The sequence below is a fragment of the Pseudonocardia broussonetiae genome (assembly GCF_013155125.1).
GTDB lineage: Bacteria > Actinomycetota > Actinomycetes > Mycobacteriales > Pseudonocardiaceae > Pseudonocardia > Pseudonocardia broussonetiae.
In genome coordinates this window covers 5,426,377-5,449,733 of the sequence record NZ_CP053564.1, presented here as the reverse complement: position 1 = coordinate 5,449,733, position 23,357 = coordinate 5,426,377, and the positions used below count along the sequence as shown (strand labels likewise).

At 75.9% G+C, this 23,357-nt stretch carries 20 protein-coding genes; 10 read left to right on the top strand and 10 right to left on the bottom strand.

The window, feature by feature from the left end:
• Positions 1-83: 83 nt before the first annotated feature.
• A complete protein-coding gene (locus HOP40_RS26390; protein ID WP_172163334.1) occupies positions 84-1,202 on the top strand; it encodes a TIGR03617 family F420-dependent LLM class oxidoreductase in 1,119 nt (372 codons plus the stop codon).
• Positions 1,203-1,235: 33 nt separating this feature from the next.
• Here the strand turns inward: HOP40_RS26390 and HOP40_RS26385 are convergent, their stop codons facing one another.
• Positions 1,236-2,183 (bottom strand): DUF808 domain-containing protein, encoded by a 948-nt coding sequence (locus tag HOP40_RS26385; protein ID WP_172163331.1) that lies wholly within the window; start codon positions 2,181-2,183, stop codon positions 1,236-1,238.
• A gap of 108 nt (positions 2,184-2,291) precedes the next feature.
• Positions 2,292-3,263 carry an NADPH:quinone reductase gene (locus HOP40_RS26380; protein ID WP_172163328.1) on the bottom strand — a complete coding sequence of 324 codons (972 nt, stop codon included), beginning with the start codon at positions 3,261-3,263 and terminating at the stop codon, positions 2,292-2,294.
• A gap of 167 nt (positions 3,264-3,430) precedes the next feature.
• Between HOP40_RS26380 and HOP40_RS26375 the strand changes: the two genes are divergently transcribed.
• The 6 genes from HOP40_RS26375 to HOP40_RS26350 all read left to right on the top strand — a co-directional run bounded on the left by HOP40_RS26375 (position 3,431) and on the right by HOP40_RS26350 (position 8,841).
• A complete protein-coding gene (locus HOP40_RS26375) occupies positions 3,431-3,844 on the top strand; it encodes a nuclear transport factor 2 family protein (RefSeq protein ID WP_172163325.1) in 414 nt (137 codons plus the stop codon).
• A 15-nt stretch (positions 3,845-3,859) separates the two neighbouring features.
• Entirely contained in the window at positions 3,860-4,441 is a 582-nt protein-coding gene (locus HOP40_RS26370) for a VOC family protein (RefSeq protein WP_205346926.1), read from the top strand.
• A complete protein-coding gene (locus HOP40_RS26365) occupies positions 4,438-5,412 on the top strand; it encodes a quinone oxidoreductase family protein (protein ID WP_172163322.1) in 975 nt (324 codons plus the stop codon). Before HOP40_RS26370 ends, HOP40_RS26365 begins: the two co-directional genes overlap by 4 nt.
• A 109-nt stretch (positions 5,413-5,521) precedes the next feature.
• On the top strand, positions 5,522-6,886 hold the full coding sequence (locus tag HOP40_RS26360; RefSeq protein ID WP_172163319.1) for an MFS transporter: 1,365 nt from the start codon (positions 5,522-5,524) through the stop codon (positions 6,884-6,886).
• Positions 6,883-7,641, top strand: a complete 759-nt coding sequence (locus HOP40_RS26355; protein WP_172163316.1) for an SDR family NAD(P)-dependent oxidoreductase — start codon at positions 6,883-6,885, stop codon at positions 7,639-7,641. Before HOP40_RS26360 ends, HOP40_RS26355 begins: the two co-directional genes overlap by 4 nt.
• 66 nt (positions 7,642-7,707) lie before the next feature.
• Entirely contained in the window at positions 7,708-8,841 is a 1,134-nt protein-coding gene (locus HOP40_RS26350) for a PucR family transcriptional regulator (protein ID WP_172163313.1), read from the top strand.
• Between the two features lie 49 nt (positions 8,842-8,890).
• Here the strand turns inward: HOP40_RS26350 and HOP40_RS26345 are convergent, their stop codons facing one another.
• The 5 genes from HOP40_RS26345 to HOP40_RS26325 are packed head-to-tail and all read right to left on the bottom strand — an operon-like array spanning position 8,891 to position 14,037.
• Positions 8,891-9,904, bottom strand: coding sequence for a zinc-dependent alcohol dehydrogenase (locus HOP40_RS26345; protein ID WP_172163310.1), 1,014 nt, complete (start codon positions 9,902-9,904; stop codon positions 8,891-8,893).
• 10 nt (positions 9,905-9,914) lie between these two features.
• On the bottom strand, positions 9,915-10,403 hold the full coding sequence (locus tag HOP40_RS26340; RefSeq protein ID WP_172163307.1) for a 2,4'-dihydroxyacetophenone dioxygenase family protein: 489 nt from the start codon (positions 10,401-10,403) through the stop codon (positions 9,915-9,917).
• 12 nt (positions 10,404-10,415) lie between these two features.
• Positions 10,416-11,207 (bottom strand): enoyl-CoA hydratase/isomerase family protein, encoded by a 792-nt coding sequence (locus HOP40_RS26335; RefSeq protein ID WP_205346925.1) that lies wholly within the window; start codon positions 11,205-11,207, stop codon positions 10,416-10,418.
• Positions 11,207-12,469 (bottom strand): alpha-hydroxy acid oxidase, encoded by a 1,263-nt coding sequence (locus HOP40_RS26330; protein WP_172163304.1) that lies wholly within the window; start codon positions 12,467-12,469, stop codon positions 11,207-11,209. The genes HOP40_RS26335 and HOP40_RS26330 overlap by 1 nt, the downstream gene beginning before the upstream one ends.
• Positions 12,469-14,037 (bottom strand): class I adenylate-forming enzyme family protein, encoded by a 1,569-nt coding sequence (locus HOP40_RS26325; protein ID WP_172163301.1) that lies wholly within the window; start codon positions 14,035-14,037, stop codon positions 12,469-12,471. Before HOP40_RS26325 ends, HOP40_RS26330 begins: the two co-directional genes overlap by 1 nt.
• A 190-nt stretch (positions 14,038-14,227) precedes the next feature.
• On the opposite strand from HOP40_RS26325, the gene HOP40_RS26320 reads away from it, so the two are divergent.
• A complete protein-coding gene (locus tag HOP40_RS26320; RefSeq protein WP_172163298.1) occupies positions 14,228-15,088 on the top strand; it encodes an alpha/beta fold hydrolase in 861 nt (286 codons plus the stop codon).
• 6 nt (positions 15,089-15,094) lie between these two features.
• Here HOP40_RS26320 and HOP40_RS26315 read toward each other — a convergent pair whose 3' ends face one another.
• The 3 genes from HOP40_RS26315 to HOP40_RS26305 all read right to left on the bottom strand — a co-directional run bounded on the left by HOP40_RS26315 (position 15,095) and on the right by HOP40_RS26305 (position 19,417).
• Complete coding sequence (locus HOP40_RS26315) at positions 15,095-15,751, bottom strand: response regulator transcription factor (RefSeq protein WP_205346924.1); 657 nt, start codon at positions 15,749-15,751, stop codon at positions 15,095-15,097.
• Positions 15,748-17,781, bottom strand: coding sequence for a sensor histidine kinase (locus HOP40_RS26310; protein WP_172163295.1), 2,034 nt, complete (start codon positions 17,779-17,781; stop codon positions 15,748-15,750). The genes HOP40_RS26315 and HOP40_RS26310 overlap by 4 nt, the downstream gene beginning before the upstream one ends.
• A 322-nt stretch (positions 17,782-18,103) precedes the next feature.
• Positions 18,104-19,417, bottom strand: a complete 1,314-nt coding sequence (locus tag HOP40_RS26305; RefSeq protein ID WP_172163292.1) for a DMT family transporter — start codon at positions 19,415-19,417, stop codon at positions 18,104-18,106.
• 39 nt (positions 19,418-19,456) lie between these two features.
• On the opposite strand from HOP40_RS26305, the gene HOP40_RS26300 reads away from it, so the two are divergent.
• Together HOP40_RS26300 and HOP40_RS26295 are read left to right on the top strand one after the other, a co-directional pair.
• The gene (locus tag HOP40_RS26300; protein ID WP_172163289.1) at positions 19,457-19,957 is read left to right on the top strand and encodes a MarR family winged helix-turn-helix transcriptional regulator; all 501 of its coding nucleotides are present in this window, start codon (positions 19,457-19,459) and stop codon (positions 19,955-19,957) included.
• 172 nt (positions 19,958-20,129) lie between these two features.
• The gene (locus HOP40_RS26295) at positions 20,130-23,351 is read left to right on the top strand and encodes a carboxyl transferase domain-containing protein (protein ID WP_172163286.1); all 3,222 of its coding nucleotides are present in this window, start codon (positions 20,130-20,132) and stop codon (positions 23,349-23,351) included.
• The last annotated feature ends 6 nt before the right edge of the window (positions 23,352-23,357 follow it).

Sequence of the window (23,357 nt, the reverse complement as noted above, 5' to 3'; positions counted from 1 at the left end):
AGGTGCTCGCGGACGCAGACGGGGGTGGCGCGCGACCCGTACGGTCGGCAGGTCGCCGGACCAGCGTCGTGAAGGAGTTCCCCGTGCGTCTCGAGACCCTGCTGCCCCTGGGCAAGGTGGACCCCGGTCTGCGCGCCCCCGAGATCCCGCTCGACATCCACTCCGTCGCGGCCGGGGCCGCCCTGCTCGAGGAGGTCGGGTACGGCGGGCTCGTCGTCGAGGAGACCAAGGACGACCCGTTCACGCTGCTCGCGCTGGCGGCCACCACGACCGAGCGGCTGCGGCTCGGCACGGCCGTCACGATCGCCTTCCCCCGCAGCCCCACGGTCATGGCGATGCAGGCGTGGACGCTGCAGAAGCTGTCGCGCGGCCGGTTCACGCTCGGGATGGGCACCCAGGTCCGCGGCCACATCCAGCGCCGCTACGGCGTGCCGTGGTCGCCGCCCGGCCCGTGGATGCGGGAGTACGTGCAGGCCGTGCGCGCGGTGTGGGACTGCTGGCAGAACGGCACCCCGCTCGACGTCCGCGGCGAGCACTACACGCTCGACCTCATGGTCCCGCTGTTCGACGCCGGGCCGATCGAGCACCCCGGCATCCCGGTCCACCTCGCCGCGATCAACCCGAACATGTGCGCGGTGGCCGGCGAGGTCGCCGACGGCGTCCGGCCGCACCCGGTCTGCACGCCGTCCTACATCGCGGAGGTCATGCTGCCCGCCGTCCGGCACGGTGCGGCCCGGTCCGGGCGTCCGCTCGACGAGTTCCGGGTGTGCATGAAGCCGCTGGTCGCCTCGGCGCGGACGCAGGAGGAGCTGGTCCCGAAGGTGCGCGACGCGCGGGCGCGGATCGCGTTCTACGCCTCCACGCCGGGCTACCGCGCCGCCTTCGCGCACCTCGGCCTCGGCGACCTCGCCGACGAGGCCAAGCACCTCTCCAAGGCCCAGCGGTGGGAGGAGCTGCCCGTCCTGATCGACGACGACGTCCTCGACCTGTTCGCCGTCATCGGCACCTACGACGAGATCGGCGCCCGGCTGCTCGACCGCTTCCGGTCGGTGGTCACCGACGTCGAGTTCTCGATCTCGGTGCGCGACGACGGGGACCGCGAGACGCTGCGCGAGCTCGCCCGCCTCGTGCAGTCCGACGACGACGCCCCGGCCCGCGCGGCGATCACCGGTCGGCAGGGGGCCGGAGACGCCGTGCGGTGAGGGTCGGGGCGGTGAGGGTCGGGGCGGTGGGGATCAGTGCGCGGCGGCCTTGCGCTTGGGCAGCAGGTGCAGGACCGCCACGACCACCGCGCCGACGATCAGCCCGAGGATCGCGGAGAAGACGGTGTTGGTGAGCCAGCCGAGGAAGCCGCCGAGCGGGCCGGTGGCGTCGTGCACGAGCACCTCGACGTGGTGCACGAACTCGTAGATCGGGTGGAACCCGAGCTCGTCGATGCCGACGAGCAGGATGTGCCCGCCGACCCAGAGCATCGCCGCGATGCCCACGGTGGACAGCACGGAGAGCACGATCGGCATCGCCCGGACCAGGCCGCGGCCCAGCGCGGCCACGGCCGCGGAGTCGCGCTGCGCCAGCACGAGGCCGGCGTCGTCCATCTTGACGATCAGGGCGACCACGCCGTAGACGAGCACCGTGATGGCGATGGCCACCACCAGCAGGATGATCGCCCGCGACAGCAGGCCCTCCGCCGCGACCTCGTTGAGCGCGATGACCATGATCTCCGCGGACAGGATGAAGTCGGTCCGCACGGCGCCCGAGACGACCTTCTTCTCGTGGTCGGCGGGTTCGGCCTCCTTCGACTCCTGCGTCTCCTCCGGTGACGGGTGGTGCCCGGCGACCAGCTCCCAGATCTTCTCCGCGCCCTCGTAGCAGAGGTACGTGCCGCCCAGCATGAGGATCGGGGTGAGGGCCCAGGGCGCGAACTGGCTCAGCAGCAGCGCGGCCGGGAGGATGAACAGCAGCTTGTTGCGCAGCGAGCCCTTGGCGATCCGCCCGATGATCGACAGCTCGCGCTTGGGCTCCAGGCCCTGCACGTAGCGCGGGGTCACCGCCGCGTCGTCGACGACGACACCCGCCGCCTTGACCCCCGCGCGCCCGGCCGCGCCCGCGATGTCGTCGAGCGACGCCGCGGTGAGCCGGACGAGCGCGGCGACGTCGTCGAGGAGCGCGAAGAGCCCGCTCATCGGGTCGGGGTCCGGGTCGAGGAGGTCTGCACCGAGGCCGTGTGTCGCACGCGGCGAGAGTACCCGGGCCGCCGGGCGTTCCACCTCGGCCGAGGGATGTTCCGCGCGCTACGGGCGCAGGACGACCTTGCCGACCGCGCCGGACTCGACGGCCTGCTGCGCCGCCACCACGTCCTCGAGGCCGTAGGCGGTGATCGGGAGCGGGGTCAGCGCCCCGGCGTCCACCGCCGCGGTCGTCCACGCGATCGCCGCCGCGCGTGCGGCGTCGGGGACGGTGTAGAGCAGCACGAACCGGATCGTCACGTTCGCCGTGGCCAGGGGCGCGACGGGCAGCCGCGGCGACTCCTTCTCCACGGCGTACACCGAGATCACCGCTCCCGGGGCCGCGACCGCGACGTCGAGCCCGACGTTGGCGGCCAGCGCCACCTCGACGATCCGGTCGACGGGCCCGACCGCCTCCAGGACCCGCGCGGCGACGTCGCCGGAGGTGTAGTCGAGCACCACGTCCGCGCCCGCGGCCCGGGCCAGCTCGGCCTTCGCCGGCGAGCTGACGGTCGTGACGACGCGGGCGCCCGCGTGCGCGGCCAGCTCGATCGCGAAGTGCCCGACCGCGCCGGCCCCGCCCGCGACCAGCACCGTCGTCCCGCGCAGCGCCTCCGGGTCGCCCCCGAGGCAGTGCGCCGCGGTGAGCGCCGGGACGCCCAAGCAGGCCCCGAGGTCGTCGGAGGCCCCGTCGGACAGGGGGACCGCCCGGTCGGCGCGCACCGCTGCGTACTCCGCTGCCGTGCCGTACGGGTTGCCGAACGCGGCGAGGTGCAGCCACACCCGCTGACCGACGGCCAGGCCCGTGACCTGCGCTCCGACCGCCTCCACCCGCCCGACGCCGTCGTGGTGGGGCACCTGGAAGTCCTCGGGATCGCCCCCCGTGATGCCGGCGCGCTGCTTCCAGTCGGTGGGGTTGATCGCCGACGCGCTGATCCGCACCAGCACCTCGTCCGGGCCCGGTGCGGGCACGGGGAGGTCGACGACCTCGAGGACGTCGGCGGCGGCACCGGTCCGGCGGTAGATGGCAGCTCTCATGCCGCTCACCCTCGCCCGTCACGGGTTGGAGACGGCTCCAACGACCGCGGGGCGGAGTTGGTGGCGGCACCATTCCTCGCCGTCGCGGGAGTCGGGAGAGTGAGGGACGGCACCCCGCCCGATGCGGGAGCAGCGCCGCTCGCCACCGCGTCCAGGAGATCCGCATCATGAGCCAGACCGTGCACGACCCCGACGCCGCCCAGCTCTCCGAGCGCGACGTCCTCACCCTGCACCACCTCGTCGCCGAGGTGAGCTACGCGTTCGACAGCGGCGAGTACGCGCAGCGCTTCCCGGCCGTCCTCACCGAGGACGTCGTCTACGAGAACCCGGGCGTCCTGCGCCTGGAGGGCCGCGACGCCCTGGTCGCCACGCTCGAGGGCATGACCGGCCGCGCGCTGAGCCACCACACGTCCACCGTGACCGTGACGGCGACCGGCCCCGACACCGCGACCTGCCGGTCGAAGGTGATCACCTTCCGGTCCGGGGGGCGGTTCAGCGTCGGGGAGTTCCACGACACGGTCCGCCGCGACCCTTCCGGGTCGTGGAAGCTCGCACAGCGGCTCGTCCGCCCGATCGTCTGACGGGCGGCGACCACCGTGCATCCGGCCTTCGGACCCATCCGCCAGCTCTGCTACGTCGTCCCGGACGTCCACGCCGCGATCCGGCACTGGGTCGACGGCCCGGGAGTCGGGCCCTTCTACTACATCGAGGACAGCCCGGTCACCGACTTCACCTACCGGGGCCGGCCCGCACCCTGCCCGCGCGTCAGCATCGCGCTGGCGCAGCAGGGACCCGTGCAGATCGAGCTCCTCCAGCAGCACGACGACGTGCCGTCGGTCTTCCGCACGTTCCTCGACACCGTCGGGCACGGCCTGCAGCACATCGCCTACTGGACCGAGCACTTCGACGACCTCATGGCGACCGCGCTCTCCCGCGGCTACGTCGAGATGCAGGCCGGGAAGTCCGGCCGCGGCCGGCCGGACGACCGCTTCGCCTACCTCGAGAGCGGGGCCCACCACGGCTCCATGATCGAGGTCTCCGAGCGGGGCGCCGAGAAGCGCGCCCTGTTCGACGCCATCGCCCGCGCGTCGGTCGACTGGGACGGGTCCGACCCGGTCCGGACCGTCGAGGCGCTGCGGGCCGAGCTCGCCACCCACACGGACGGAGCCCCCGCATGAGGGCAGTACTGATCCACCGCGACACCACCGGCACCACGCTCGCCGTCGGCGAGGCACCCGAACCGGCGCTCGCGCCCGGCAGCGTCCGCATCGCCGTCCGCGCGGGCTCGGTCAACTACGTCGACCAGTTCGTGCCCGAGGGCGGCTACGGCACCCCGCCGGCCGACGGGACGGCGTGGGTGGCGGGCCTGGACGCGGCCGGCGAGGTGCTCGAGGTCGGCGCCGGCGTCACCGACGTCCGCGTCGGCGACCGCGTCATGACGATGACCGCCGGGGGCCTCGCGGAGCAGGTCGTCGTCGACGCCCGCTGCCTGGTGCCGGTCCCGGACGGCTGGAGCGACGAGGACGCGGCCGCCGCGGTCGTCGGCCTGCTCACCGAGTGCGACGCCCTGACCGCCGCGGGCGCGTTCGCCCCCGGTGACCAGGTGCTGGTCACCGGCGCCACCTCCGGGATGGGGATGCAGGGCGTGCAGCTCGCCCGCAGCCTCGGCGCGGCCCGCGTCATCGCGCTGGCCCGCTCGGACCGCGCCGACGACGTCCTGCGCGGACTGGGCGCCGACCTCGTGCTGCACAGCACCGGCTCCGGCTTCGCCGACGACGTGCTGGCCGCCACCGGCGGGAACGGCGTCGACCTGACCGTCGACCACGTCGGCGGCGCCTACTTCCCGGACATCGTGGCCGCCACGGCCGTCCGGGGGCGGATCGTCAACGTCGGCCGCGTCGCGGGCACCGAGGTCACCGCCGACCTGGAGGCGTTCTCGCTCAAGCGGCTCACGCTGCGCGGGGTCACCTTCCGCACCCGCAGCGCCGACGAGCTGGCCGCGATGTACGCCGGTGTCCGCGCGCTCGACCTCACCGACCTCCGCCCGACGATCGACCGCGTCGTCCCGTGGGAGGAGACCCAGGAGGCGCAGCGCCTGCTGGCGACCGGCTCGGTCGTGGGCAAGGTCGTCATCCGGGTCGGCGCCTGACGCCGCCCGACCCCTCCTGCCCGATCCGCCACACCCGCGCGCCCGATGGGGGCCCGCGGGCCCCGAGCACGCCGTTTTCGATCCCGCCGTTTTCGATGAGGAGCATGGCATGTCAGCACCCGCACAGGACCAGGCCCAGGCCCGATCCCGCCCCAAGATGCGCCGGGCGGCGGCCGCCGGGATGGCCGGCACGATGCTGGAGTACTACGACTTCGCGATCTACGGCCTCGCGGCCGCGCTGGTCTTCGGCCCGGTGTTCTTCCCCTCGACCGACCCCGCCGTGGGGGTGCTGGCGTCCTTCGCCACCTTCGGCGTCGGGTTCCTCGCCCGCCCCCTGGGCGGCATCGTGTTCGGTCACCTCGGCGACCGGATGGGACGCAAGAACATCCTGGTCGTGACGGTCCTGATGATGGGCCTGTCGACGGTGCTCATCGGGTGCCTGCCCGGCTACGACTCCATCGGCTACTGGGGGGCGGCGCTGCTGGTGGCGCTCCGGCTCGTGCAGGGCTTCGCCTTCGGCGGCGAGCAGAGCGGCGCGATCCTCATGGTCGCCGAGCACGCGGGGGAGGGGCGGCGCGGGCTGTTCTCGGCGCTGCCGGGCGCCGGGCTGTCGCTGGGCCTGATCCTGGGCAACCTGGCGTTCCTCGCCGTCGGCCAGCTGGGCCAGGAGGCGCTGCTGGCGTGGGGCTGGCGCATCCCGTTCTGGGCGGGCGGCGTGCTCGTCATCGTCGGCCTGCTGATCCGGCGCACCGTCGCCGAGAGCCCGGAGTTCGAGCGGCTCAAGGCGAGCCGGCAGGTGTCGCGGTCGCCGATCCTCGAGCTCGTCCGCACCCACCCGGTCGAGATCCTGTTCGCCGTCGGCGTGCAGGTCGGCGTGGCGGTGACGGCCTACATCGCGATCGCCTACAGCCTGTCCTTCGCCAAGCTCCAGGGGGTCCCCGGTTCGCTGCCGCTGATCGGCGTCCTGGTGGCCAGCGCGCTGCACCTGGTGCTCCTGCCGCTCGCCGGCGGGCTGTCGGACCGGATCGGGCGGCTCCCCGTGCACGCCACGGGCGTCCTGGTGCTCGCCGTGATGGGCGTGCTGTTCCTGCCGATGATCGCCGGCGGCACCCCCGGCCTGGTGATCGGCGCCTACGTGCTGTTCTACGGCCTCGGCTGGGGCGTCCTCACCGGTGCCTTCCCCTCGATGCTCGCGGAGTCCTTCGACCCGGCGGTCAGCTACTCGGGCCTGTCGGTGGCGATGCAGCTGGGCAACATCGTCGGGGGCTTCACCCCGTTCGTCGCCACCCTCGTCGTGACCGCGTGGGGCACCGGCGCCCTCGGGATCGGCGTGACGGTGATCGTGCTGCTGTCCGGGGTGTCCGCGGCCGCGCTGGTCCGCCGCACGGCCCGCCGCCGGCCGGGCGGGACCGCGGGCACCGGCGCCCGCTCCGTCCCCGGCGCCGTCGCCGCGGGCGCGGAGGGCGCCCGGTGAGTGCGCCGGTGCGGCGCGCCGTCGTCACCGGCGCGGCGCGCGGCATCGGCCTGGCCGTCGCCGAGCGCCTGCTCGGCGACGGCTGCGCCGTCTCGCTCTGGGACCGCGACGCCGAGGCGCTCGCCGCGGCGGGCCGGGCACTGGGCCCGGACGGGGGCCGCGTGCACACCGCCGTCGTCGACGTCGCCGACGAGGCCGGCGTCGCCGCGGCCGCGGCGGGCACCGCGGCGGCGATCGGTGCGCCCGACGTGCTGGTCAACAACGCCGCCGTGCCGGCCACCCGCGGCTCGGTCCTCGCCCTGCCGATGGCCGACTGGGACCGGGCGCTGGCGGTCAACCTGACCGGCGCGCTGCTCTGCGCCCGGGCCCTGGTGCCGGCCATGCGGGACGCGGGCTGGGGCCGCGTCGTGAACATCGCCTCGATCGCGGGCAAGGAGCCCCGGCCGCTCACCGCGCAGTACGGGGCGTCGAAGGCGGCGCTGATCTCGCTGACCAAGAGCCTCGGCGCCGAGCTCGCGGCGTCCGGGGTGCTCGTCAACGCGATCACCCCGGGGCCGGCGGAGACCGCGCTGTGGAACGTCGACGGGCCGGAGCACCGGCGGCGGATGATCGAGGAGAACACCGCGCTCGCGCCGATCGGACGGCTGCTCTGCGTCGAGGAGGTGGCCGAGCTCGCCGCGTGGCTGTCCTCGCCCGCGTGCTCCTACAGCGCCGGCGCCGTGTTCGACATCAGCGGCGGGCGCAGCACGTACTGAGCGGCTCCTCCGGGGCTCCGCGTCTGCTACAACACTGACTCCGACAGCGACGTGGGGGTGCGGGGCGTGGCGGTCAGCCAGGGTTTCCGGGACAGCGTCGAGGCACTGGCGGCCGACGTCGACACCATCGTCGACCGGTCGCTGACCCGCAACCAGGCCTCCTACGCCCTCGTCCCGCGCAGCGCCGTCGAGGTCTCGGCCCGGATGAACCTCGACGTCGTCTGCGACTCGCTGCTCGCCGGGCGCCCGGTCGTCGTGGAGCGCGACGTCGAGGCCCTGGCCGTCCGCATCGACGAGCGCGTCGGGCAGGGCCTGCGGGTCCAGGACGCGATGCAGGGCCTGCGCACCTCGCTCGGGATCATGCAGGAGCGCTTCGTCGAGATCGCCACCGAGCGCGCGGTGAGCCCCGTCGAGCTGCTCGGCTCCACCCAGATCCTGTGGGCGCTGAGCGACGCCCTCACCGACCGCGTCGGGGAGCTGTTCCAGCGCCGCAGCATCAGCGACGCCCTGCGCGACTCGCACCTGCGCTCGGCGTTCCTGCGCGAGCTGCTGGCCGGGCAGCTGACCCCGGCGATGATCGACGAGCGGGTCCGGGCGTTCGGGCTGGACGCGGGCGCGGCCTACCGGGCGGTCAAGGCCAGCCCGGCGCCCGGGTCGTCGCTGGAGGTCCTGCGCCGGCGCCTGGAGGCCCGGTCCGCCGACGTCGTCGGGATCGACGCGGGCTCCTGCATCGGGGTGGTCTCCGGCACCGCCGACGCGCCGGGCCTCGAAGCCACGGTGGCGCTGGGGCCGGCCGCCGAGCTCGCCGAGGTCGCCGCCTCCTTCGACGTGGCGCAGCGCGTGCACGACTGGATGTGGCGGCGGGGGATCCGCGGCCGCCGGTCGATCGAGGACGTCGGCTGGCGGCTCGCGGTCGACCGCGACGACGCCGTGACGACCCTGCTGCGCCACCGCTACCGTGCCCCGCTCGACGAGCTGGGCGAGTTCGGCGTGCTGATCTGGCGCAGCGTGCGCGCCTACGTGGAGGCCGACCGCAACGTGGCCCGCGCGTCGACCGCCCTCGTCGTCCACCAGAACACCCTGCGCTACCGGCTCGCGCGCTTCGCCGCCGTCACCGGTGCCGACCTCGACTCCACCGACACCCTGCTCGAGGTGACCTGGGTGCTCGCCGCGGAGGTCGGTGAGGAGCGGGAACGCTGAAGCGCCCGCCGACCGGCGCGGGGCCGGGTCGACGGGCGGTCGGCCCCCGCTACCGCGCGGGCACCGCGAGCAGCACCTTCATGGGGGCGTCGTCGGCCCGGGCGAGCCGGAACGCCTCCGCGACCGACTCCAGGGGGAGCACGGCGACGGGCAGCCGGTCGAGGCCGAGCACGTCGTCGACCAGCAGCGCGAGGGCGTCGGCGACGTCGCGGCGGGTGTAGACGCGGGCGCCGACGATGCGCTGCTCACCGAAGCACACCGCGCGCAGGTCGACGGCCACCGGCGCGGTGTAGACGGCGACCAGCACGACGGTGCCGGTCTCCCGGACCGCCGACGGTAGGACCCGGGCGACGTCGCGGTGCCCCGCGGCGTCGAACACGACGTCGGCGCCCTCGCCGCCGTGCGTGGAGCGGAACCACGCCACCGCGTCGGTTCCCGCCGGGGCCAGCTCGAACCCGCACCGCTCGGCGGTGGCCCGCCGCGCCGTCCGCGGCTCGACCAGCACCACCCGGGACGCCCCGGCCCGGCGCGCGACCAGCGCGGTGAGGATGCCGATGGGGCCGGCGCCGAAGACGAGGACCGCCTCCCCGCCGGTCATCCCCGCGCGGGCGACGGCGTGCACCGCGACGGCCAGCGGCTCGGCCCAGGCCGCGAGCCGGGCCCCGACCCCCGCGTCGACGGGCAGGACCCGGTCGGCCGGCACCGCGACGAGCTCGGCGAGCCCGCCCGGGGCGTCGATGCCGAACAGCCGCAGGTCCCGGCACACGTGCCGGTGCCCGTCGCGGCAGGCCCGGCAGGTCCCGCAGGCGATGAGCGGCTCCACGGCCACCCGGGTCCCGACGGGCGGGCCGCCCGCCGCTGCCCGCTCGACGGTCCCGACGATCTCGTGCCCGAGCACCAGCGGTGCGGCCGCGCGGGGGTGCGACCCCGCCTCGATCGCGAGGTCGGTGCCGCAGATCCCGGCGTACTCGACGCGGACCAGCACCTCCCCGTCGCCCGCCTCGGGACGCGCGACGTCGCGGACGTCGACCGAGCCCGGGCCGAGGTACACCGCGGCGCGCACGGTCCCCGCGTCAGCGACGGAACTGGTCGGCATACCCGGCCCCGAGCCCGTTGCCCGCGTAGTGCGCGCGGCACATGTCGAGCTTGGTGAACGCGTCCTCGTAGCCGGCCTGCCGGCCGTCGTCGTCGAGGTAGATCATCGCGCCGCTGATGTTGAAGAACGTGATCATCTCGGTGCAGTGCTCGGGGACGCGCAGGGTGTGGATCTCGCCGGGCGGCTCGTAGACGAAGCCCCCCTCGCGGGCGGTCCACTCGTGCTCGTCGTACTTCCACTCGCCCTTCACGACGTAGCCGACGACGATGCCGGGGTGGCGGTGGCGGGACACGATCCCCGACCGCGTCACCTTGAGCAGGTTGCACCACTGGCCGGTGACGGTGTTGATGAACAGCGGCCGGAAGAACACGCCCGGCGCCTGCGGCACCCAGACGCGGTCGTCGTCGGGGATCGCGTCGACGGCGATCTCCAGCGGGATGTCGGTCGAGACGGCGATCGGTTGCATCGCAGGGCCTTCCTAGTAGCGGTGGGAGCCGACGGCCCCGGGGAACACGGGCTCGGTCTTGCCGCGCACCGCGGCGATGCCCGCCGCGGCGTCGGGGAGGGTCAGGCTGTGCGCCTCCATGTAGAGCGAGTGCTCGAAGATGGCGATGTTCTGCAGGTACCAGTCGTTGAGCGCGGCCTTGGTGGCCTGGATCGCGAACTGCGGCCCCCGGGCGAGGCGCTGCGCGGCGTCCTCGGCGGTGGCCATCAGCTCCTCGTGGGGAACGCACTTCCCGACCAGCCCGATCTCCGCGGCCTCCTTGCCGGTGATCCGGTCGCACATCAGGAGGTGGTACTTGGAGCGGGCCAGCCCGATCGACAGCGGCCAGACCAGCGCGGCGTGGTCGCCCGCGGCGATGCCCAGCTTGACGTGGCCGTCCATGAGGACCGCCCGCTCGCTGGCGATGGAGATGTCGGCGAGCAGCGCGATGGCCAGCCCGCCGCCCACGGCGACCCCGTTGATCGCGGAGACGATCGGCTTCCGGCAGGCGATCATGTTGCGCACCAGCGCCCGGCCGTCGCGGGTGTCGACCTCCGCGGGGCCGTTGCCCGCGTCGATGTCGCCGCCGGCGCTGAAGGCGCGGCCCGCCCCGGTGATCAGGGCGACGTTCATGTCGGGGTCGTCGTCGAACTCCCGCCAGATCCGGCCCTGCTCGCCGTGCCCGACCTCGCCCGAGGCGTTGAGCTTCTCCGGCCGGTTCATGGTGATGCGCAGGACCCGGTCGTCGCCGGGCTCCACCTTCAGGAACTCGTAGTCGTCGTACATCAGCTGCTCCCTGCTCGTTCGAGGACGTCGGTCGGTCGGTGGTGCGGGCGGTCGCCGAGCGCGGCGTGGGTGCCGGTGAGGGCGTCCACCGCCGTGACGCCCAGCAGCCGCAGGGTGCGGGCGAGGTCGGTGCGCAGGATGTCGACGGCACGGGCCACCCCGGCCTCGCCGCCGGCCATCAGGCCGTAGAGGTAGGCGCGCCCCACGAGGACGCCGGTCGCCCCGAGCGCCACCGCGGCGGCGACGTCGGCACCCGAGGTGACGCCGCCGTCGACGTAGACCTCGGCGTCCGCGCCCAGCGCCGCGCGCACCTCGGGCAGCAGGCGCAGCGGCGCCTCGGTGCGGTCGAGCTGGCGCCCGCCGTGGTTGGACAGCACGACGCCGTCCGCGCCGGCGTCGAGGACCGTCCGGGCGTCGGCGACGCCCTGGATCCCCTTGACGACGAGCCTGTGCGGCCAGGCGTCGCGCAGCCACCGGAGGTCGGCGAGGCCCGCGGTCGGGTCGAACAGGCTGTCGGCGAGCTCGGCGGCGGTGCCCTGCCAGGAGCTGAACGACGCGAACCGCAACGGCTCGGTGCTGACCAGGTCGATCCACCAGCGCGGGTGGAGCGCCATGTCGGCGAGGGTCCGCGGGCCGATCCGCGGCGGGATGGTGAGGCCGTTGCGGACGTCGCGGAACCGCGCGCCGGACACCGGGGTGTCGACGGTGAGGATCATCGTGTCGCAGCCCGCGGCCAGCGCGCGCGCCACCAGCGCCGCGCTCGCGGCCCGGTCGCGCCAGAGGTAGAGCTGGAACCAGGTGCGGCCGGTCGGCGCGGCCGCGACCAGGTCCTCCACCGACGTCGTGCCGACCGTCGACAGCGCGTAGGGGATGCCGGCGCGGGCGGCGGCGCGGGCCACGGCCCGCTCGCCCTCGTGGTGCATCATCCGCGTGTAGCCGGTGGGCGCCAGGACGACGGGCAGCTCCGCCCGCCTGCCGAGCATCGTCCGGCCCAGGTCGACCTCGCCGACGTCGCGCAGGACCTGCGGGCGGAACCGGACGTCGCGGAACGCCGCCCGGGAGCGGGCGATGCTGACCTCCTGCTCGGCGCCGCCCTCGACGTAGTCGAACACGGCGCGCGGGACCCGGCGCCGGGCCAGGGCGCGCAGGTCCTCCAGCGTGTGGGTCCGGGCGAGGCGCCGGCGGGTGGTGGCAGGGGCGAAGGCGCGCGCGTCGACCATCGCGGCGAGCTCGGCCACCGGGGGGAGGCGTCGGGCGGTCATCAGATCCGCCGCCCCGCGCCCTGCCAGTACGTCTCGCGCACCCGGTTGCGCAGCACCTTGCCGTTGTGGCTGCGGGGCAGCTCGTCCACGATGTCGATCCGCTTCGGCGTCCGGACCCCGCCCAGGCGCCCGCGGCACCAGGCCACGAGCTCCTCGGGCGTGGCGGAGGCGCCCGCCCGCAGCTCGACGACGGCGGTGACCTGCTCGCCCCAGTCCGGGTGCGGCGCCCCGACGACCGCGCAGTCGCCGACCGCGGGGTGGCGCCAGAGCACCTGCTCGACCTCGCTCGGGAAGACGTTGAAGCCGCCCGAGATGATCATGTCCTTCTTGCGGTCGGTGATGTGCAGGTAGCCGTCGTCGTCGAGGCGCCCGACGTCGCCGGTGTGCAGCCACCCGCCGACGACGGTCTCGGCCGTGCGGTCCGGGAGCTCGTGGTAGCCCACCATCACGGTGTCGCCGCGGACGCAGATCTCGCCCTCGGCGCCGCGGGGCACCGGCCGGTCGTCGTCGTCGCGGAGCTCGACCGACAGCAGGGGCGAGGGCCGCCCGCACGCCGACAGCCGGGCCTCGTTGAGCGTGCCGTCGGCGTCGAACAGCTCCGCGCACCGCATCAGCGCGATCGTCCCGGGGGCCTCGGTCTGCCCGTAGGCGCTGGTCATGACCGGGCCGAACACGCCGATGGCCTCCCGCAGCCGGTCGACCGACATCGGCGCCGACCCGTAGATGAGGTAGCGCAGGGAGGAGAAGTCGCGCTGCTGCCCGCGGAGGTGGTCGAGCCAGCGGTAGATCACCGTCGGCGGCAGGAACATCTCGGTGACGCCGTGCTCCTCGACGACGTCGGCGAGGACCGCCGGGTCGGCCTTGTCGAGGACGACGACGGTGCCGCCGCGCGCGGTCGCGGGCAGGCTGAGGAAGCCGCTGGTGTGCGTCATCGGGGCGGCGGCGAGGTTGACGATCGGCTGGTGGGCCTCGTAGTCGAGCAGCATCATCAGCAGCGCGGTGGAGGTCGTGATGCCGCGGTGGTTGTTGAGCACGCCCTTGGGCAGCCCCGTCGTCCCGCCGGTCGGAGGGATCGCGACGATGTCCTCGAACGCCGTGTCGACGGCCGGCGGCTCGGACGGCAGGTCGCCGCACCAGTCGTGCAGCCAGGGGGTGCGGTCGTCGGTGCGGTCGTCGTCGGTGCGGTCGAGGCACACGGCCAGCCGCAGCTCCGGCACCCGGTCGCGCAACAGCTCCACGACCTCGCCGAGCGAGGAGTGGTAGAGGATGGCCTCGCATCCCAGCGAGGCGGCGAGGTCGGCGGTCTCGGCGGCCGGCACCGCCGGGTTCAGCGGCACCCACACCATCCCCGCCCGCCACGTCGCGAGGACGCAGATCCACGCCTCGGGGTGGTTGGGGGACAGCACCGCGACCTTCGCCCCGGGACGCAGGGCCGCGGTCAGGCCGTGGGCCACCCGGCAGGACAGGGCGTAGGACTCGCGGTAGGTCCACCGGCGGCCGTCCATGACGTAGGCGGCCCCGTCGGGGTTCTGCCGCAGTCCGCGGTCGAAGAACTCGGTGATCCTCATGAAGACTCCCGACGACGGGCGACGCTGCTCATGCACCGATCGTCGGCCGGGGGACGGGGTGCGCGACACGGTGCGCAGCACAACCGTCGGCGCTCCGCGTTGGACCCGCCTCCAACCGCGCGGCGGCCCGGCGGGCGGAGGATCGGGCTCCCGCCGGGTCCCGCGGCCCGTCCGACCGCCAGGAGTCCGCATGCCCCTGTCCGCGCCGATCGACGGCTTCCGCCTCGCCCACGACCGGACGGGACCGCCCACCGGGCCACCGGTCCTGCTGCTGCACGGCTGGCCGGGGGACCGGACCGACCACGCCGGGGTGGCCGAACGGCTCGCCGGTACCGGCCACGACGTCGTCGTGCCCGACCTGCGCGGGTTCGGCGGGTCCGACAAGCACGACCTCGACCCCGCCCGGTACTACGGCGTCGACGCGCAGGCCCGCAGCGTCGCGGGGCTGCTCGACGAGCTGGGTCTGCGCGGCGTGGCCGTCGGGGGCTACGACATCGGCAGCCGCGTCGCCCAGCGCCTCGCCGCCGACCGGCCCGACCTCGTGCGCGCCCTCGTCGTGACCCCGCCCGGGCCCGGCGTCGGGGCGCGGATCCTCACCGAGCAGCCGATGGGCGAGTTCTGGTATCAGTCCTTCCACCGGCTCGACCTGGCCCGCGAGCTCGTCGACGGTGACGTCGGCCGGGTCCGCGCCTACCTGCGCCACTTCTGGACGCACTGGTCCGGGCCGGGCTTCACCCCGTCCGACGACCGCCTCGACCACCTCGCCGCCGTCTACGGCGCGCCGGGCGCGTTCGTCGCGTCGATCGGCTGGTACCGCGCGGTGGCGTCGGTCGTCGGGCGGTTCCTGGGGGAGACCGCGCCCGCCCCGGCCGACCGGATCGCGGTGCCCACCCGGTTCCTGTGGGCCGACGCCGACCCGCTGTTCCCCCGGGAGTGGTCCGACCGGCTCGGCGAGTTCTTCTCCGACGTCACCGTGGTGCCGGTCGACGGGGTGGGGCACTTCGTGCCGGTCGAGGCGCCCGAGGTGTTCGCCGACGCGCTGGCGGCCTGACGCGCCCTACCGGTCGGGCTCGCGCGCCGGCCCCATGCCGGCCCGCCGCGCCCGCTCGACGGCCTCCGCCCGGCCGGGCACCTGCAGCTTCGCGAACACCGACGACAGGTGATTGGTGACCGTCTTCGCGGCCAGCCCGAGCCTGCGCCCGATGTCGGCGGTCGGCATCCCGGTGGTGAGCAGCTCCAGCACGTCCCGCTCGCGCGGCGTGAGGTCCGGGAACGGGACGGCCGCCGCGCCCGGGCCCGCGAGCTGCTCGAGCAGCCGCCGCGCCACACCCGGCCCGAAGATCGCCTCCCCGGCCGCGACGGCGTGGATCGCGCGCGCGATCTCGTCCTGGGACGCGCCCTTGAGCAGGTACCCGCGGGCGCCGGCGCGCATGGCGGCGAAGACCGAGTCGTCGTCGTCGAACATCGTCAGCATGAGCACAGCCACGCCCGGCGCGTCGCGGGCGATCTCCCGGGCGGCGGCGACGCCGTGCAGGTCGGGCATCTGCACGTCGAGCACCAGCACGTCGGGCCGCAGGGTCACGGCCAGCCGCACGGCCTCGCGCCCACCGGACGCGCAGCCGACGACCTCGATCCCGGCGCGCGTCCCCAGCAGCGCGGACAGCCCGTCGCGGACCACGGGGTGGTCGTCGGCGACCACCACCCGCACGCTCACAGCGGCAGCCGGGCCGCGACGCGCCCGCCCCCGTCGGAGGGTCCGACGACGACCGTGCCACCGAGCTCGGCCGCCCGTTCGGTCATCGAGGTCATGCCGGTGCCCGGCGTCCACGCGGGGCCGGTGCGGCCGTCGTCGCGCACGTCGAGGCGCAGGCCGTCGGCGACGCTGATCCGCAGGTCGACGCGGTCGCCGCCGGAGTGCCGCACGGCGTTGGTCATCGCCTCGGCCGCGATCCGGTACGCGGCCACCTCCACCGCGGCGGGCAGCGCCGGCAGCGGGTCCTCGGCGTGGACGACGACCGCGGGCGTGCCGGTCCCGAGCCGGACGGCGTGCCGGCGCAGCGCCTCGACCAGCCCGACCTCGTCGAGCGCGGGCGGGCGCAGGTCGAGCACCAGGCGCCGGACGTCGGCGATCGCCTCGGTCGCGGCGGCGCGCAGGGCGGTGAGCTGCGCGGCGGCGGCCGCGGGATCGGTGGCGAGGAGGTTCCCGGCGGCGTCGGCCTGGAAGGAGATGCCGGTGAGCACCGGGCCGAGGCCGTCGTGCAGGTCGCGGCGCAGGCGTCGCCGCTCCTCCTCCCGCGCGGCGACGATCCGCTCCCGGGAGCGCTGCAGCGTCGCGGAGAGGTCCGTGGCGCGCACGGCGACGGCGAGCGGCACGGCCAGCACCTCGCACGCCGCCCGGTCGGCCCGCCCCAGGCTGCGCTGCCCGGGGCGGGCCCCGACGACCAGCTCGCCGACGTCCTCGCCGCGGTAGACCAGCGGCACGCCCTGCGTCGCCCCGGGCGCGGTGCCGTGGGCCCACCGCACCCCGCCGTCGCGGACGACGGCCGCGTAGGGCAGGCGCAGCGCCTCGCAGACCGCGGCGAGCGCCGCGTCGACGCCGCCGCCCGCGGAGTCCGACGACGCGTCCGCCGCGCGCAACCGCTCGCCGACCCCGGCCAGGGCGCGGGCCGGGTCGGAGCGGTCACCGTACAGAGCCCGGTCGACCAGCCGCTGCAGCCACGTCCGCACGGGGTGGAAGGCGACCGCGACCACGAGCGTCGCCAGCACCGCGTCACCGACCGCGGTGCCACCGACCACCGGACCGCGCAGCGCGGTGCCGCCGAGCGCCACCAGGCCCAGGTACGCGGCCGTGACCAGCGCCGTCAGCAGCAGGTAGACCACGGTGCGGGAGAGGACGAGCCGGATGTCGAGCAGCTGGTGGCGCAGGACGGCGACGGTCATCGCGCCGGGCACGAGCGCGATCGCCAGCAGCTGCAGGACCGGGCCGGCGTCGAACAGGCCCCACGGCACGAAGATCACCGTGACGAGCAGCAGGGCGAGCACCAGCCACAACAGCTGGCGGCGGCGCTGCTCGTCGCCGCGGCGGTAGCGCAGCACCAGCGCGGCCACGGCGAGCACGTAGACGGCGAGGTTGAGCAGCTCGGTCCCCGTCCACAGCGGCGCCAGCCCCGCGTAGCCGGGCAGCACGGGCCACGGCGCCACCGGCCCCCGCGACGTGGGCACCCCGGCCGGGTCGGCGCCGACGCTCGTGGCGAACAGCAGGCCGCTGACCGCCGTCAGCCCGGCCGCGGCCCGCCAGCGCGGGCCCGGGAGCCGCCCGTCGGGGAACAGCAGCAGCGCGAGCGGCAGGAACAGGCCGATCGACCAGGGCCAGGACCAGGCCGCGACCGTGGCCAGTGCGCGCAGCACCGCGGTCGGGGCCCCCGCGGTCGCGGCCAGGTCGAGCAGCGGGGTGGAGGCCGCCGTGCCGGACTGGGCGACCGCGGCGCCGAGCAGCAGCCAGCCGACCGGGTTGCCCGGGCGCTGCCCGGCGAGCAGCACCCCGGCCACCCCGCAGGACAGCCCGATCACCGCGTTGGACACGACGAACGCCTCGACCGCCGCGTCGAGGGTCCAGCCCGCCGCCACGGCGGCCACGACCGCCGTGGCGGTCTCGGCCGCGACGAGCACGGCCAGGACGAGCGCGGCCACGGTGGGCGCAGCGGCGCCGTGTCGCCGCCTGCGGGCGGGGTCCGTGCTGGTCACGGCGCCAGTGTGGCGCAGGCGACGGCCCGGTGTCCCGGGCCGCGGTCCCGGGTGGGCCCGGGATCCTTCCCGGGTGCTCCCGGCCCGGTCGCCCTTCCGGGCGGGGGTCCCGCGGACGGACCGTTCCGGCCATGACGACCACCACCGACACCCCGCCCCTCGTCCGCGCCCTGCCGGCCACCGTGGCGCTCGCGGCCGCCGGCCCGCTGGCCATCGCGGTCCTGCGCGGCGTGCTGCCCCACTCCACCGTCGACGACCCGACGACCATCGCCGCCGCGGTGGCCGCGGCCCCCGGCGCCCAGGCCGCCGTGCTCGGGCTCACCTACCTCGCCCTGCTCACGCTGCCGCTCGGGGTGCTGATCGTCGGCCGGGCCGCCGCGGCCGCCCGCCCGGTGCTGGGCCGGGTCGCCGCCGTCGTGTCCTGGCTGGGGTTCACCAGCCTGTTCTTCGTCGTGGCGTCCGACCAGGTGGCGCTGGCCGGCGCGGCGGTCGGGCAGCCACCGGCGTCCGTCGGGGCCCTGGTCGCGGCGACCGAGGCGCACCCGGTCTCCGCGGTCGCGGCGGTCGTCTTCGTGGTCGGGCACATCGTCGGCACCGTGCTGCTCGGCGTCGCGCTCTGGCGGGTGCTGCCCAGGGCGGTCGCCGTCGGGCTGATCGCCTCCCAGCCGCTGCACCTGGTGTTCGCGGTGGTCGTGCCCGTCCCGCTGCTGGACGTGCTGGCCTGGGTCCTGACCGCGGTCGGCTTCGCGGTGGCCGCGCACGCGGGCGGGCGCGTCCGGTAGGTCCCGCGCCGCCGGGACGGCCGGCCCGCCGCGATGCCCACCAGCACGAGGGCGATCCCGGCGGCCTGGCGCCCGGTCAGGGCCTCGGCGGCCAGCGCGGTGCCGAGCAGGACGCCGGTGACCGGGTTGAGCAGTCCGACGAGCCCGACGGTCCCGGCGTCGAGGTGGCGCAGGCCGGTGAACCACGCCGTGAACGCCAGCGCGGTCGCGACGAGGCTGACGTAGGCGAAGCCCGCGACGGCCGGCGCGTCCAGGACCGGCGGCGCACCCTCGACGAGCACGGCCACCGGGAGGATCACGAGGCCGCCCGCCACGAGCTGCCAGGCCGTCGAGGCGAGCACCGGCACCTCCCCGCCCCACTTCTGCGCGAGCACGTAGCCGACCGACGACAGGAGCATCGCCGCGACCGACGCCGCCACCCCGGCGACGCTGACCGCGCCGCCTCCGGTGAGCAGCATCGTGACCACGCCGGCGATGCCCAGCAGCGCTCCGGCGACGGGCAGCAGCGCGGGCCGCCGGCCCAGCACGGCCCAGGCGACCAGCATCATCGTCACCGGCGAGGTAGCCATCACCACCGCCGCGACGCTCGTGGGCAGCAGCTGCGCCGCGAGGTAGACCAGGGCGAAGAACCCGCTGGTGTTCAGCACACCCAGCACGAGCGAGCGCCACCACCACGCGCCCCGCGGCAGGGTCCGGCAGACCAGGAGCAGCAGCAGCCCGGCGGGCAGGGCCCGGACGGCGGCGCCGAAGAGCGGGTGGTCGGCCGGGAGGAACTCGCGCGTCACGTAGTAGGTGCTGCCCCAGGCCACCGGCGCGACCGCCGTGACCAGGACCCACCGCCAGGTAGCTTCCACGGAAGCGACTATAGCTTCCTGGGAAGCTACAGTGGGCGGATGAGCGAGCCCGACCACGTCGCCCGGATCCAGGCCGAGTGGGCCCGCGAGCGCCCCGACGTCGACGTGTCGCCGCAGGGGGTGATCGGGCGGCTGCACCGGCTGGCGTCGCGGCTGACCGACGAGCTGTGCGTCGTCTACCGGCGCCACGGCCTCACCGAGGGGGAGTTCGACGTCCTCGCCGCGCTGCGCCGCGCCGGGGCCCCGTTCGAGCGCGCACCCGGTGAGCTGGCCCGCTTCACGATGGTCACGACGGGTGCGATGACCAAGCGGCTCGACCGGCTCGTCGAGGCCGGGCTGGTCACCCGCCGTCCCGCCACCGACGACGGGCGCGGCCGGGTCGTCGCCCTCACCGACGCCGGGCGCGGGCTCGTCGACCGGGCGTTCACCGAGCACATGCGCAACGAGCGCCGCCTGCTCGACGCCCTGACCCCCGACGAGGCCGCGGCGCTGGAGGCCCTGCTGACGACGTGGCTGTCGCGCGTCGAGCCCGCCGGGTAGCGGCTCGCACACACCTCCGGGGGTCGGCACACAGGTCCGGCCCTGTGTGCGGGCCCCGCGGCCTGTGTGCGAGCCGGTCGACGCCGGACGCGCCGCGCCTGCGGACCGGGGCCGCTGCGAGGATCGCCGGGACGCGGGCCGCCGGGGCCCGCCGACGGGGGACGGGACGCGGATGACGGTGCGGGCGCTGCTGGTGGCCAACCGCGGGGAGGTCGCGGTGCGGGTGCTCGCCACGGCGGCCGCGCTGGGGATCCGGACGGTCGCGGTCCATCCCGACGACGACGCGACCTGCGCGCACGTCGCCCGTGCCGACGCGGCGGTGCGGCTGCCCGGGGCCGGTCCGGCCGCCTACCTCGACGTCGACGCCGTAGTGGCCGCCGCGGTCGATTCCGGCTGCGACGCGCTGCACCCCGGCTACGGCTTCCTGTCGGAGAACCCGGCGCTGGCGCGGGCGTGCGCGGCAGCGGGGGTGGTGTCCGTCGGGCCGTCGGCGCAGGCGCTGGAGCTCTTCGGGGACAAGACCGCCGCCCGGGCGCGGGCCCGCGAGCTGGGCGTGCCGGTGCTGGAGGGGACCGACGGTCCGACCGACGAGGCCGCCGCGCGGGCGTTCCTCGACGGCCTGGGTCCCGGCGGCGCGGTCATGGTCAAGGCGCTGGCCGGGGGAGGGGGCCGCGGCACCCGGCCCGTCACGCGGGCGGCGGACCTCCCCGAGGTGCTGCGGCAGTGCGCGGCGGAGGCACAGGCGGCGTTCGGGGACGGGACCTTGTACGTCGAGCGGCTGCTGGCTCCGGCGCGGCACGTGGAGGTGCAGGTCCTCGGCGACGGCCACGGCGCGCCGGTCGTCCTCGGCGACCGGGACTGCAGCCTGCAGCGGCGCCGCCAGAAGCTCGTCGAGATCGGGCCCGCGCCGGACCTGGACCCCGCGGTGCGCTCGCGGCTGCACGCGGCGGCGCGGGACCTGGTCGGGTCGCTGCCCTACGCGGGTCTGGCGACGGTGGAGTTCCTGGTCGGGGCGGACGGGTTCGCGTTCCTGGAGGTCAACCCGCGGCTGCAGGTGGAGCACACGGTGACCGAGGAGGTCACCGGGCTCGACCTCGTGGAGCTGGCGCTGCGGGTCGCCGGGGGTGCGACGCTCGGCGAGCTGGTCCTGTCGTCGCCGCCGCTGGGTCGGGGTGTGGCGGTGCAGTGCCGGGTGAACACCGAGGTGCTGCGGCCGGACGGCACCGTCGAGCCCGGCGGTGGGGTGCTGTCGCGGTTCCAGCCGCCGTCGGGGCGCGGGGTGCGGGTCGACACCCACGGCTACGCGGGCTACGAGGTCGGGCCGCGCTACGACTCCCTGCTGGCCAAGGTGGTCGTGAGCGGCGACGACCTCGCGGTGGCCGCGGCGCGGGCGGGCCGTGCGCTGGGCGAGTTCGACGTCGCCGGTGTCCCGACGACGATCGGGCTGCTGCGGGCGCTGCTGGAGCGGGTGACGGAGCCCGGGGTGCTCGACACGGGGTACGTGGACGCGCACGTCGCCGAGCTGGCCGCCGCCCCGTCGGCGGCGGCCGTGACCGCCGCCGCGCCGACGCGACCTGCTGCGGCCGGAGACCGACCCGTGCCCGACGGCGCGGAGGCGCTGCGGGCGCCGCAGCAGGGCGTCGTCGTCGCGGTCGGCGCCGCGGCGGGGGACGCGCTCGCGCCGGGCGCGGAGCTCGTCGTGCTCGAGGCGATGAAGATGCAGCACGGGGTGCCCGCTCCGCGCGGCGGACGGGTGGTGGAGGTGCGGGTCGCGGTCGGTGACGCCGTCGCGGCCGGGGCGGTGCTGGCCGTGCTCACCGGGGGCGTCGACGACGCGGCGGCGCGGGACGCCCTCACGGAGGTCGACCCGGCGCACGTCCGCGCCGACCTGGCCGAGGTGCTCGCGCGCCACCACGGCGTGTCCGACGCGGGGCGCCCGGAGGTCACCGCGCGCCGGCACGGGACCGGGCGGCGGACCGCGCGGGAGAACGTCGAGGACCTGGTCGACGCGGGCAGCCTCGTGGAGTACGGCGCGCTGACGATCGCGGCGCAGCGGCGGCGGCGCAGCGTCGAGGACCTCGTGGCGCGAACCCCGGCCGACGGGCTGGTCACCGCCACCGCGACCGTGGGCGGGCGCCCGGTGGCGGTGATGTCCTACGACTACACCGTCCTGGCTGGCACGCAGGGCGTGCACAACCACCGCAAGACCGACCGGCTGCTGACCCTGGCCACCGAGCGGAGCCTGCCGCTGGTGGTGTTCGCCGAGGGCGGGGGCGGGCGCCCGGGCGACACCGACACCTCCGCCGTCGCCCAGCTCGACCTGCCGACGTTCCGGCTCGCGGCCGGGCTGGCGGGGCGGGTGCCGACGGTGGCGGTCGTGTCCGGCTACTGCTTCGCCGGCAACGCCGCGCTCGCGGGCGCCTGCGACGTCGTCGTCGCCACCGAGGGGAGCAGCCTCGGGATGGGTGGCCCGGCGATGATCGAGGGCGGCGGGCTCGGCGTCGTGGCGCCGGGGGACGTCGGGCCGATGGCGGTGCAGGCGGCCAACGGCGTCGTGGACCTCCTGGTCGCCGACGACGCCGCGGCCGTCGACGCCGTCCGCCGGTACCTGTCCTACTTCGCCGGCCCGCACGAGCCGGGGCCGGTGGCCGACCAGCGGCGGCTGCGGCACCTGGTGCCCGAGGACCGGCTGCGCGCCTACGCGGTGCGCCCGGTGCTGGAGACGCTGTGCGACACCGGGAGCGTGCTGGAGCTGCGCTCCGGCTTCGGCGCGGGGGTCGTCACCGCGCTGGCCCGGCTCGACGGCCGCCCGGTCGGGGTGCTGGCCAACGACCCCACGCACCTCGGCGGGGCGATCGACGGCGACGCCGCGGACAAGGCCGCCCGGTTCCTGCGGCTGTGCCAGGACCACGGGCTCGCGGTGGTGTCGCTGTGCGACACCCCGGGGTTCATGGTCGGCCCCGACGCCGAGCGCACCGGGATCGTGCGCCGGTTCGGTGACTTCTTCGTCGCCGGCGCCCGGCTCACCGTCCCGCGGTGCGCGGTGGTGCTGCGCAAGGCCTACGGGCTCGGCGCGATGGCGATGTGCGGCGGGAGCCTGCACGCCCCCGACCTGACCGTCTCCTGGCCGACGGGGGAGTTCGGCGGGATGGGGCTGGAGGGGGCGGTCCGGCTGGGGTTCCGGGCCGAGCTCGACGCGATCCCCGACCCGGACCGGCGGCGCGAGCGGTACTCCGAGCTCGTCGCCGACTACTACGAGCGGGGCCGCGCGCTGAGCGTCGCGACGGTGTTCGAGGTGGACGACGTCGTGGACCCCGCCGACACCCGGGATCTGCTGATCGGGGCGCTGGCGGCGGCGTCCGGGCCGGAATGGGGGCCGGGGCCGACCCGTTGAGGAAGG